We start from the raw sequence: 12,922 nt of genomic DNA on the forward strand, positions 1-12,922 counted from the left end.
ATGACTAATGACTAATGACTAATGATTAAGGACTAATGACTAATGAGTAGAACCTATAAAGCAACTGGTATTAATCTCAAAAGCCAGGTGCTGGGCGAATCAGATAGAATAGTGACGATATTAACACGAGAATTTGGTTTGATTCGAGCCGTTGCCCCAGGCTCACGTAAGCACAATTCTAGTCTTGGTGGTAGAAGTGGGATGTTTGTAGTTAATGAACTACTAATTGCCAAAGGGCGATCGCTCGATAAAATCACTCAAGCTCAAACAGTAAAAACTTATCCAGGTTTGTCCCAAGATTTGGGAAAATTAGCTGCAAGTCAGTATCTCGCAGAAATAGTTCTTTGTCAGGCATTGAGTGAACATCCCCAAGAAGAACTATATGAATTACTCAATGAACATCTCCAGCGTTTGGAATCTTCACCTAAAACAGAGCCATCTAACATCCTCGCCTCCCTAGCTCATGCCGTTTTTCACCTCTTAGCCTTAGCAGGACTCACCCCACAAGTCCAAACCTGTTGTTTAACTCAACGCTCCCTCACTCCAGACCTAACAAATCCCAACTGGCAGGTAGGTTTTAGCATCCCTACTGGTGGAATTATTTGTTTAGAAGCTTGGGACAATTTACGAAAAGAAGCCAACAGGAGAGCAGGGGAGCAAGGAAGAAGAACTTTGACCCAATCCCCAGTCCCCAATCCCCAATCCCTAATCCCCAATCCCCAATCCCCAGTCCCCAGTCCCCAGTCCCCAGTCTCCAATCCCCAATCTCCAAAACCTGACTACCAAATAGTTATACATCGACAAGAAATTCCAGTAATTTCTGTGCGTTTAAATTCTATTGAACTTAATATGCTCCAACAGCTCTCACAACCAGAGATAATGCAAATTAGCACCACTAGAGATGAAAGCTGGTTATCTGTAGAGCAGATTTTGCGCCAGTATGCTCAGTATCATTTAGGTCGCCCTATTCGCTCCGCTATTCTCATCGATTCTTATTTTGCTGCCAACCATCATGATGCAACCGTCTGATTTTGATAAGAAGATTCTGCCGTTGTCACCCACTCACGCCAGAACCCAGAATAGGGCATCAGCTCCAACTGCGCCAAATTATTTGAGTGTTGTTCCTCATTCTCTTCCTAGTCACACCAACAACCAAGAGATGTCTTCACCAGACATTTCTACACAAGATAAAAGTTGGACATCGGAAATTCCAAAAACTGATTTACCAGCGTCATTAACTGATATTGAATCAGATGATGCTGTTAACCAAAGGAATGGATACAGTAGTAAGCCAACGTTGACTAGTACAGATAATTCTGGTGCTGGTGGGGAAGCAACATCCGGAACTATGAAACAGCAGGGGTTTGCATCTGTATTCCAAAACCACAATTTCCTTGCGCTTTGGGGTGGTCAGGTTTTTTGCCAACTCGCCGACAAAGTTTATTTGGTACTGATGATTGCTTTGATTAACTCTGAGTTTCAAGGCAGTAATCAAAGCATCAGTGGTTGGGTGTCAGCATTGATGATGGCTTTTACTATTCCCGCCGTGCTGTTTGGTTCTGTAGCGGGTGTATTTGTCGATCGCTGGTCAAAAAAAGCTGTGTTAGTAGCTACCAATGCTTGGCGAGGTATTTTGGTGTTAGCGATTCCCTTACTGTTGTGGTTGACTCATGATTGGCAACCGATAGGGATGATACCTGTAGGCTTTGCCATTATTTTAGGTGTGACTTTTTTAGTATCTACATTAACCCAATTTTTTGCCCCAGCAGAACAGGCAGCAATTCCTCTGGTGGTGAAGGAACAGGATTTACTGTCAGCTAATTCCTTATATACGACAACGATGATGGCATCGGTAATCGTAGGGTTTGCGGTGGGAGAACCGCTATTAGCCTTGGCAGATAGTATTTGGGCGCAACTTGTTGGTAATAATGGATTGGGGAAAGAACTTTTAGTTGGTGGTAGTTATGCGATCGCTAGTATCATTTTGCTACTGTTAGTCACTAACGAAAAAACCCACGCGCCAGAAACCGAGTTTCCTCATGTATTTTCTGACTTGCAAGATGGGTTGCGCTATCTCAAAGAGAATTCTCGTGTCCGTAATGCTTTACTACAATTAATGATTTTATTTTCTGTCTTTGCCGCCTTAACAGTTTTAGCTGTTCGCATGGCAGAAATTATTCCTAACTTAAAAGCTTCTCAGTTCGGCTTTTTACTAGCTGCTGGCGGTGTGGGAATTGCTGTTGGAGCTACAATAATTGGTCAGTTCGGTCAACGCTTTTCTTATAGTCAACTAAGTCTATTTGGTTGTATTGGTATGGCAGCATCTTTGTTGGGTCTATCGCTGTTTACAACCCAACTATGGGCTGTGTTACTTTTGGTAGCACTACTGGGTGTGTTTGGGGCTTTGGTAGGTATCCCCATGCAGACAGCTATTCAAACCGAAACCTTGCCCGAAATGCGTGGTAAAGTCTTTGGGTTACAAAATAATGTCGTTAATATTGCCTTGTCTCTACCCTTAGCATTAGCAGGGGTAGCAGAAACTTTTGTTGGTTTAAGAGCCGTGTTTATGGGATTATCTGCGATCGTCATTTCCGGCGGTATTTTGACTTGGTATAACTCCCGCGATTAACATCAGATACTTAGCCAAAGTGATGCACAAGTAAAAGGCGTAAATTAAAGGCGATCGCACATTAACTGAAAGCAAAAGCTTTCATGCTAAACTTATGTCAGGAAAATCTGATTATAAACTTGCTGGCTATCAATTTGATATTATCCAGATTACTTTGTTGTAAATGTACTTTTCTGTACATCTCAAAAACACAATAAATAAGTCCATAAATTACCTACTTTTGTAAACATAAAGTTTGGTTTTACGGCTAATTTATAGTGAAAATATATGCTAAGTAAACAACCAGCAAGTAAAGATAAGATACAACAAACAAAAATTCAAAATAAATAATCAACCCCGATCTTCTGATAGCTGATAAAGAATGCGTATAGCCTGGATTGGAAAAAAATCACCCTTTTGTGGCAACGTCACTTACAGTAGAGAAATTACCAACGCCTTATTAGATAGAGACCATCAAGTTAGCTTTCTTCACTTTGCTCAAGAAGACTCTGAAGCCCACAATTGGCCAAATTGCCAGGAAGTTTCCTTACCCTTCCTTTATAAGTCACAGGTTTACACCATCCCCACTTTCAAAGCCACAAAGGTATTAACTGAGTCACTCAGGGAAATTCAACCAGATATTGTTCACGCTTCTTTGACTTTATCTCCCCTGGACTTTTTTCTACCAGAAATTTGTGACCAGTTAAGTTTACCTCTCATTGCGACGTTTCATACACCATTCGCAGGTAAAGGCGCAAAGCTAATCTCAGGAACACAACTTTTGGCTTATCAACTCTATGCGCCTTTTTTGGATAACTACCATCGAGTGATTGTGTTTTCTCAAATTCAGCGAGAATTGTTAGCTAATATGGGTGTGCGGGAGAAAAAAATCGCAGTTATTCCCAACGGTGTAGATATTGATAGATATTCTCCTGGATATTCTACAGTTAAAGCAGAATTTAAAGCAGAACGTTTATTTGTTTATCAAGGAAGACTAGCCCCAGAAAAAAATGTAGAATCACTGCTGAGAGCTTGGAAGCAAGCCAATATGGCGGCGGGTAGTAAGTTGTTAATGGTTGGTGATGGCCCTTTAAGAACTTCTTTAGAACCATTTTATGGTGCTGACTCCGGTGTTATTTGGTTGGGATTTGTTGCTGATGAAGAACGGCGGATCAACATTTTACGGGGTGCAGATGGATTTATTTTGCCCTCTTTAGTAGAAGGTTTATCCCTATCACTATTAGAGGCGATGGCTTGTGGTTTAGCCTGTATAGCTACAGATGTAGGTGCAGATGGAGAAGTATTGGAAAAAGGCGCAGGGGTAGTCTTAAATCCTAAAACAGTGCGATCGCAGTTACGCACGCTGTTACCATTATTCCAAGACCATCCTGAGTTAACAACTCTACTGGGGCAAAAAGCCAGAAAACGCGTATTAGACCTTTATACTCTCAGTAAAAATATTACTCATTTAGAAGAACTTTATCAAGAAGTTTTAGCACAGCGACCTGTAAAACTCAAATGGGGTGCTTAAAAATTGAAGATGTCGGCGATGGGAAATATCACATAAGAATAATTAACCGCCGATATAGACGAAGTCTTCCCGCAGGGTACGCCGATAAATTAAAATTTTTAATCAGTATTGCTACTGAATATAGCATTAACTGAATTGTATTCATCTACAAAGGACTTACAAATAAAAAAATCCAAAATATAGGGTGCGTCAGTAGGGGAAACCCCAGCCACACCAAAAAAATATTCATACTGACGCACCTTCATAACTTTTTATTCCTACTTAAACCAACGTAGAAACAATGGCACAATCTCTAGAAAAAGTATTTACATTTGATGAATTTTTAGATTTTTTGGCAACACAACCAGAAACTGTTCGCTATGAATTACACGATGGAGATATTATTCAAATGCCGCCACCACCGGGGAAACATGAACAAATAGTAGCATTTTTAACAATGATCCTAGGCTATGAGTGTCTTCGTCTCAAACTTAATTACGGTATACCTAAAACAGCTACAGTAAAACCAGAAAATAAAACATCAGGGTACTATCCAGATGTTTTATTAATGAATTTTTCTAACTTGAGAAATGAACCACTGTGGGATAAACAATCAATCCTTAGTCACCCAAGTTCAATCCCATTAGTGATTGAAGTTGTCAGTACTAATTGGAGAGATGATTATCATAAAAAGTTTGCTGACTATGAAGAAATGGGTATCCAAGAATATTGGATTGTAGATTATGCAGCTTTGGGTAGTAAGGAGTTAATAGGCGACCCCAAACAGCCAACAATCACAATTTACTCTTTAAGTGATGAGGGAGAATATCGTGGTAAACAGTTTAGAGGAGATGACCGTATAGAATCCCCAACATTCTTAAGTTTAAATCTAACTGTTGAGAAAATTTTTCACTGTGTTATTGAGTGATGAAAGAGCGATCATCAATGATGGTTCTATTAAATTAGTTTGGAGATCGTCTTATTTTTTAGAAATTTCTAAAGCCCAACCCAAACTAGTTGGCTGCTGATAAACTCTTTTCAAAGTATTTACATCTCTGGGAGAAATTGGTGGTGAGTTGCGGACTTGAGAAAAGTAAAGCGCATCAATTTCTAGTGAACTATGACCCCAAATTCCCAAAGCGTGACCGAGTTCGTGACGCGAAGCAGCTAAAAGATGACGACCAGTCTGGCTGGGACTTAATAAAATACTGAAGCGGTGTAATAAAACATGATGAAGAGTGTATAGCTCATAGCTGGTTAGAGCAGAACGCGCACGAGGGATTTTCTGGTCACGGGAAAACTCCAGAGGTGGGGTTTTGCGCTCAATTGTAATATCAGCAATTTCTGGCTGTTCTACTACTTTTAAAGGCAAATAATTATTCCACTCTTGCACGGTCTGTAAGACATTATCAACCCATACTTGAGCTTGTTGGTTGTTGATTCCTGTTGGTCGTTGAATTTGAACTGTAATGGGAAATTTTGACCACACTAAATAACCTACTTCAGTTTTTGTGACTTGGGAGAAGTAGTCACCGCTATTTGTGCTATCTTCCCATTTTGTGAGTGTAGGCGGTAAGGAATGGATTTTGGATTGAGAAATGTAGAGACGTTGCAATGCAACGTCTCTACAGGTGTGATTATTTTCGCAAATTATCTGATCCAAACCGGATTGATCCCACAGGCTAGAAGGTGTAGCTAATGTGAAATGAAGATTAATAAAAATAACTAGCAATCCTGTGCTGATAGCTAAGACAAGGGCTGCTAGTAACTGCTTTGTCATTAAATTTTTCAGGGTATTAGGTTTTGGGTGTTTAATCTTCATTCCCATCTACCTATCTCCTGCTGATTTGATTTTTACTTAGTGAGCCAACCAGCACTTAACACCACTGTTAAACCCATGAAAATTACTGTTAACGCCCAAGTAATGCGGTTTAAAGTATTTTCTGCGCTTTTGGTGCTGCTAAACAACTGGGCTTGTCCACCAATTGCACCAATACCATCCCCTTTGGGGCTATGAAGTAATACTAAAATAATCAGACCAAGGGCAGAACCAGCCCAAATAAATTGCACGATACTAGTAACTGTCATAATAAGAATCTCTTTGATCAGAAGTTTTAAAACACAGTCAGAAAACAGTCAACAACTTAATGTTAACTGTTTTCTCGTAGCTCACAGGTTAGATTAAAACCCTACCCATAAGGAGTAGCTGATTTTCCCCTGTCACCTGTCCCCTATCATAATCCTACTGGCATAGGAGTGCGAGAGCGTTGCACGTCATACTCTGCTGTTTGTAGCAGCGATCGCCCGGTCATTTCTGGTGGTTGGGGTAGCTGTAAAATCTCTAGAATGGTGGGGGCTATGTCGGCTAGTTTGCCATCGCTGCGTAGTTCGACATTTGTACCACATCCAGGGATTTTGACCTTCTCTCCTTCCACTAAAATTAACGGTACAGGGTTAGTTGTGTGCGCCGTCCAGGAATTACCTGCTTCATCTAGCATATACTCAGCGTTGCCGTGGTCGGCGGTAATAATTGTTGTACCGCCTGCTTTGCTCACACCTTCTAACAGACGACCTAAACAGCGATCTACTGTTTCAACTGCGGTGACAGTAGCATCCATTTGACCAGTATGCCCTACCATATCTGGGTTAGCATAGTTAATCACCACGAGAGAGTAGATACCCTGCTTAATGGCGGCGATCGCTGTATCGGTGACGGCTGCTGCTGACATAGCCGGAGCTTTGTCGTAAGTCGCTACCATTGGACTGCTGACTAATTCCCGGTCTTCCCCAGCAAATGGTTCTTCCAAGCCACCGTTGAAGAAATAGGTGACGTGGGCGTATTTTTCGGTTTCGGCGGTGCGAAACTGCTTTAAACCGTGGTTGGCGATGACTTCACCCAGAATATTACTCAAGTTCTGCGGCTCAAAGGCTACAGGTACTGGTAAATCAGAATCGTACTGCGTAAATGTCACCAAGGACAGAGGTTTGATTTGTTTCCTGGTAAAACCTGTAAATTCAGGACTGACAAGGGCTTGAGTCAGTTGTCTGGAGCGATCGGGGCGGAAGTTAAAGAATATCACCCCATCTTCTGGTGCGACTGCACCGGGAGCGAGACGAACAGGTATGATAAACTCGTCTGTCACCCCTTCAGCATAGGATGCTTTGAGGACATCTACAGCTTTGCGACCATCCCCCGTGCCATCTTGGGTCATGACATCGTAGGCTTTTTGGACTCGATCCCAACGGCGATCGCGATCCATCGCGTAGTAACGACCACTGAGGGTAACTATGCGTCCAATTCCTACATTGTCTATGTAATCTTCTAAGGCGGTGATTGCCTTGATACCGTCTGTTGGTGCAGTGTCACGGCCATCGGTGATGGCGTGAATACAAACTTCTGAAATTCGCTGTTCTTTGGCTAAGTCAAGTAGTCCAAACAGATGGGTGATATGCGAGTGTACACCACCCTCAGAACAAAGCCCAACTAAGTGCAGTTTGCCATTTCGAGAGCGAACTTCCTGGCAAATTTTGACAAGAGCTGAGTTGCTGAGGATAGAACCATCTTCCACTGCATCAGAGATACGTACCAATTCTTGCGGTACAACCCGTCCAGCACCAATGTTCAAATGACCAACTTCTGAGTTACCCATTTGACCTTCTGGCAATCCTACGGCTTTCCCTGATGTGTGGATGAGGGTACGCGGATAAGCTGCCCATAGACTGCCCATAACGGGAGTTTTAGACGCAGCAATAGCATTTCCTCGCTTCTCCTCGCAGTAGCCCCATCCGTCTAAAATGACTAGCACCACAGGAGCAACAGGTGCTTTGGTCATAATAAATTGCCCTTTACTTTTTGTAATACCCGAATGATACCACTGCTAAATACCACCGCAAGTGAATTTTTGCTTATTAAGTTTTTTTATGAAATAATTCTATGTTTTTTAGCTTTTTTTTAATCTTAGTAACTGTTGCATATATTTTGTGATAAACCAGCCACCAAATAATTGAGTAGCAGCCTGAAAATGCTACTACTCAATTATTGTCTTATTTCTTTTTGGCAGCCGATTTGGCAGATTTAGCGGATTTTTTCGCCGCTTTTTCCGCAGCGATCGCAGCCAGTCTTGCTTCTTCTTTCTCTTCGGCAATTTTTGTCAAATAATAGTGATAGTCTCCCAAATAGACACGAAAATCGCCATCACGAATTTCCACGATTTTATTGGCTATTTGAGAAATAAAATAACGGTCGTGAGAAACTACAATCGCTGTCCCGTCATAATTTTGCAGTGCTTCCTCTAACATTTCCTTGGCGGGAATGTCTAGGTGGTTAGTAGGCTCATCTAGAATAATTAAGTTCGCTGGACGCAACAGCATCTTTGCTAAAGCCAGTCGCGCTTTTTCTCCCCCACTCAATGCACCGACTGCTTTAAATACCGTATCTCCAGTAAATAAGAAGCGTCCTAAGAGTGTGCGGACTTCTTGATTATCCCAGTCAGGAACTTCATCATGGATGGTTTCCATGACAGTTTTTTGTAAGTCCAAAGCCTCGGCTTGGTTCTGCTCAAAGTAACCAGGAATAACGTTGTGTTCACCTAGTTCTACATTGCCATCTGTGGGTGTTTCTAAACCCATAATCATCCGCAGGATTGTAGATTTTCCTGCACCGTTGGGGCCTAAGAAAGCAATGCGATCGCCTCTTTCAATTAAGAGATTCGCACCCAAAAACAAAATCTTATCACCGTAGGTATGAGTTAAATCCTTCATTTTCACTACCTCGCGTCCGCTACGAGGTGCGGGAGGAAAGCGGAAATGTAGGGTTCTTACTCCTTCTATCGGTGCTTCGATGCGTTCGATTTTATCGAGTTGCTTTTCGCGGCTTTTTGCTTGGGTGCTGCGGGTAGCACTGGCGCGGAATCTATCTACAAAAGTCTGTTGTTTTTCGATTTCTTTTTGCTGGCGTTCGTAAGCACTCAGTTGCGCTAGTTGACTTTCAGCTTTTTGTTGTAGGTAAGCCGAATAGTTCCCCAGGTAGGTGCTAGAAACACCGCGTTCAGTTTCTACAACTTGGGTACAGAGGCGGTCAAGAAATTCCCGGTCATGGGAAACTATCACCATTGGAGTAGTCAGCTTTTTCAGGTAATTTTCTAGCCACTCAATCGTTTCTAAATCCAGGTGGTTAGTTGGTTCATCCAGCAGTAAAACATCTGGCTTTTGCAGGAGGATTTTACCCAAACTCATCCGCATTTGCCAACCACCAGAGAAACCACTCACGAGGCGATCGCTATCTTCTTGCTCAAATCCCATTTCTGGTAGAATCTTGCCGATGCGTGCCTCTAAACCGTAGCCGTCTAAAGCTTCAAACTGACGCTGCAATCGGTCTAATTTATTAATTAGCGGATCGAGTTCTTCTAGCGTCGCCTTTTCCATGTCGCGCTGTACCTGTGTCAAGGCTAGCTGTGCTTGGTTAGCCTCGTTAAATACAGTCCAAAATTCTTCTCTAACTGTGCGGCCTGGGTCTACTTCAAATTCTTGATTCAGGTAAGCTATATGCAAGCTAGCCGGACGAATAATTTCGCCAGCCGTCGGTTCAATTTCCCCGGTGATAATTTTCAGTTGGGTGGATTTTCCCGCACCGTTAACACCGACTAACCCAATGCGATCGCCTGGTTTGACTTCCCAGTTGATATCTTTGAGAACTTCGCCTGTAGGATAAATTTTACTAATATGTTCTAGTCGCAGCATCAAGTTTCTCTCAGTTAGGAATTTAGGAATTATGGATAGTTGCGGACGAAGCACCTGCACTGTGTCTAATATTAACAAAAATTAACCAACAATTCGTCTTGAGAAACTCTTTTTAGACGAAGGATAGTCCTGTTTTAGCAATTGGGAAAGCCATTTGCTCAATTCTTCCTTTGAGAATTGCACCACCCGCTACGAATCAAAGCAAAACTTACTTTCCCTCTTTTCTATCCCCTGTCCCCTGTATTTTTTGTGCAGCCTGTTGTACTTCCTCCACACTCAAGTCTAAAGCTTGTGCTATTTGTTCCACTGTCAAACCTGCTGCCAACATTGGTGGTACTGCTTTGTACTTACCTATACGCTCACCTTCTTCTCTGCCTTCTTCTCTGCCTTCTTGAAAAACATCCTGAAAATATCTGGTATTCCTTAATTCACTGATGCTAAACATTTCCTCCATCTCCTCTTTAGTGATTTTCGGCAACTTGTACAATACGATCGTCTCTATTAATTGTAATAATTGCTGTTGTTTTAGTGGTGAGTTGATTTCTGATCTTGTTCTTTCTACCAAATCCCTAGCTTGTATGATTGCTATATCTTCAGATGTCACGATTAGTTTGACAGTTGCAATACCAATTGGCAGGGATGTTGTTTCACTTAATTCATCAAGGTAAATACGCCTGACTTTTTCTTTTATTTTTTCTTAAACTGGAGAGCAAGCACCAACAATATATATTCCTTGTTTTTCTTTCTCAGCCAATTCTAAATTCAACATCAGCAGTTTCTCTAAAATATCATCATTAACATTAAAAATGTAAGCTTGCATGACTAATTTATCTAACTGTTGATGCAGTTTATAAAGCTGGCTAGTTGGTTCATCAAAAAACTTGTTGTAGAGTGTAGTGATTCCCCACTGTTTTGACTCCATTTGTTGCGTGCGGTATTGGTGGATTTCTTCAGCTTTAGCGCGAATTTGTTGAATTAATTTAGCATCTGGGGTTTGAGGAAAGGGGAAAGTTTCAAAACAGGTATTGTGAGTGTAGGCTGTTCTGTCTTCTAACGTAGATTTTTGAGCATTCATCCAAATACGATGAATGTGAGATGAGAGAATACCGAAAATATAGAAATCATCAGTTGTAACCACAACTGATTTATCGCCTGGTAGCCAGTTCAGAGGGGCAAGAATAAATATAGCCCATTTTGAAACTCTAGGAACAGTGAAATAACAAGATAGAGATAATAAAGCCTTCCTCATAGCTGGTCTTTTTTCACCATATTTCCACCAATTAATCCTAGTGACTTCACGGCGGTTATTATCTCGTTGTGGTTTAACATAAACTTTAATATGTTCAAAAGGTAATCGATAATCACTAGCCTCCTCAATACTCATATCATTAAAATCAATAATCCACCGTTCAGGATTACCATGCGGATTTTTAGCCAGATTTGCACCCATTGAAAACAGCTTTAATACTTCTTGATTTTTTGCATCAGCTTTAATCCATTCTTGTACCTGCTGTTCAGTAACTATAAATCCTTCACCAACGGGAATTACACCTTGAAAGCATTTATTTAAGTTGGCTTTTAATCTGACAGCTTGAGAAACATCAATCGTAGATTTTAGTGAAGAATTTATCTGTGAAACTATCTGATAATCTAAATAATATTTCTGGGGTTTATTTTTCCTCCAATTAACAATACTTACATGAACCTTGGCTTCACCTGACCAAATTTGAGTAGAAACAGCCTCATGAATATAACCGCCATTTTGAGTAATGTAATCTAACGCAGCTATTCTACTTTTACCTTGACTAATAGAATTAGTAGCAACTAATCCTGCTCTACCTTTTTCGTCAATATGTTCATGCGCCAACCGAAACCAATACGCGCAAAAATCTACAGAGTCTTTAACATCAGTAAACCTTTGAAAAACTCTATCAATATATTCATCACCTAAAACCATTCTCATGTGCTTACCACCCAAAAATGGAGGATTACCAATAATTGCATCAGCCTTCACCCATTTACTAAATAGTGCATCCTGACAAACAATATTGTTATCCAAACTATCCAAAGGTAAAGCAGGCTCAGTCAATTTTAAGTTATCAATAGCAATCTTCCGCGCAATCATTAGCGTTACCCTAGCCAATTCCACCGCAAAAGGATTTGTATCCATACCAAAAAAATTTAATGGCGTGACAAATCCCATTTGCATTTGTTTATCTTCTGATCTACGACGCTGTGAAATCTTATCCAGCAACACAATTTCAATCCGCTTGAGTTCCTGATATGCAATGTAGAGAAAATTTCCAGAACCACAAGCCGGATCAAGTACGCGATAACTTTGTAATTCTAATTGCAGTGTCGATAGTTCCCCAATTGTATTAGCCGCTTCTATTCTTTCTTCCCAATAACGGCTAATAGTTGGACGAACAATTTTCATAATATCCACTTCCGAGGTGTAGTGAATTCCTCTAGCGTGACGCTCTATTGTATCTATCGTACTTTCAAATAAATTACCAAAAATCGCTGGACGTACTTTACTCCAGTTCTCCTTAGCTGACAACTCCAAAAAATTTAATTCTTCTTTGCTTAATTCAATAGGATGAATAACCGAAAATAACCCACCATTAAAATAATCTACTCCCTGATAACGCCCAGCAGGGGTAATTCCTGGCTGATTCATTTCCCGAAATAAACCACCTAGAACATCATAAGAACTTCCCCCATTAATACAATCTTCAACGCAAGAAATAAACATATCACGGGGTAAAAGTTGTCTATCTTCTGCAAACATTGCTAACACACATTGCAGAATAAATCGCTGTGCTGTTAACTTCTCTATTTTGCGTTTTTCCAGTTCCAGCAACAGCTCACCCATGCGCCGTGCAGCCCGTTCTGTCACCTCTACCTGATTGTTACAGAAAATAGGAGTTTTTTCCCCTAATTCCATAAATCCAAATGCTCCAGCCCTTTCTGGTAGCTGCTCTATAGGAATTACATCTACAGGGGTATCTAATTGAATATCAAAATTAAAAATCCAAAACTCATCAAAATTGCAGAGAATGACA

General features: G+C 40.9%; 10 protein-coding genes. 4 read left to right on the forward strand and 6 right to left on the reverse strand.

Going from position 1 to position 12,922, the window contains the following annotated elements; all coding sequences use genetic code 11:
• Positions 1–42 precede the first annotated feature (42 nt).
• The 4 genes from recO to VB693_RS25555 all read left to right on the forward strand — a co-directional run bounded on the left by recO (position 43) and on the right by VB693_RS25555 (position 5,046).
• Positions 43–1,029, forward strand: coding sequence for a DNA repair protein RecO (gene recO / locus VB693_RS25540; protein ID WP_323268696.1), 987 nt, complete (start codon positions 43–45; stop codon positions 1,027–1,029).
• Positions 1,013–2,629, forward strand: a complete 1,617-nt coding sequence (locus VB693_RS25545; RefSeq protein WP_416233426.1) for an MFS transporter — start codon at positions 1,013–1,015, stop codon at positions 2,627–2,629. The genes recO and VB693_RS25545 overlap by 17 nt, the downstream gene beginning before the upstream one ends.
• 361 nt (positions 2,630–2,990) lie before the next feature.
• Positions 2,991–4,139, forward strand: a complete 1,149-nt coding sequence (locus VB693_RS25550) for a glycosyltransferase family 4 protein (protein WP_323268697.1) — start codon at positions 2,991–2,993, stop codon at positions 4,137–4,139.
• A 280-nt stretch (positions 4,140–4,419) separates the two neighbouring features.
• Positions 4,420–5,046 carry a Uma2 family endonuclease gene (locus VB693_RS25555; protein WP_323268698.1) on the forward strand — a complete coding sequence of 209 codons (627 nt, stop codon included), beginning with the start codon at positions 4,420–4,422 and terminating at the stop codon, positions 5,044–5,046.
• A 51-nt stretch (positions 5,047–5,097) separates the two neighbouring features.
• On the opposite strand, the gene VB693_RS25560 is transcribed toward VB693_RS25555, so the two are convergent.
• The 6 genes from VB693_RS25560 to VB693_RS25585 all read right to left on the reverse strand — a co-directional run.
• Positions 5,098–5,946, reverse strand: a complete 849-nt coding sequence (locus VB693_RS25560) for a peptidase (RefSeq protein ID WP_323268699.1) — start codon at positions 5,944–5,946, stop codon at positions 5,098–5,100.
• 26 nt (positions 5,947–5,972) lie between these two features.
• Positions 5,973–6,206, reverse strand: a complete 234-nt coding sequence (secG, locus tag VB693_RS25565; RefSeq protein ID WP_190710024.1) for a preprotein translocase subunit SecG — start codon at positions 6,204–6,206, stop codon at positions 5,973–5,975.
• A 146-nt stretch (positions 6,207–6,352) separates the two neighbouring features.
• Positions 6,353–7,951 carry a 2,3-bisphosphoglycerate-independent phosphoglycerate mutase gene (gpmI, locus tag VB693_RS25570; protein WP_323268700.1) on the reverse strand — a complete coding sequence of 533 codons (1,599 nt, stop codon included), beginning with the start codon at positions 7,949–7,951 and terminating at the stop codon, positions 6,353–6,355.
• A gap of 211 nt (positions 7,952–8,162) precedes the next feature.
• Positions 8,163–9,857, reverse strand: a complete 1,695-nt coding sequence (locus VB693_RS25575) for an ABC-F family ATP-binding cassette domain-containing protein (RefSeq protein ID WP_323268701.1) — start codon at positions 9,855–9,857, stop codon at positions 8,163–8,165.
• Positions 9,858–10,065: 208 nt separating this feature from the next.
• Positions 10,066–10,548, reverse strand: a complete 483-nt coding sequence (locus VB693_RS25580) for an Rpn family recombination-promoting nuclease/putative transposase (protein ID WP_323268705.1) — start codon at positions 10,546–10,548, stop codon at positions 10,066–10,068.
• 6 nt (positions 10,549–10,554) lie between these two features.
• A partial coding sequence (locus tag VB693_RS25585; RefSeq protein ID WP_323268702.1) for a DNA methyltransferase occupies positions 10,555–12,922 on the reverse strand: 2,368 nt, incomplete at its 5' end.

It is taken from the genome of Anabaena sp. UHCC 0399 (assembly GCF_034931465.1).
GTDB lineage: Bacteria > Cyanobacteriota > Cyanobacteriia > Cyanobacteriales > Nostocaceae > Trichormus > Trichormus minutissimus.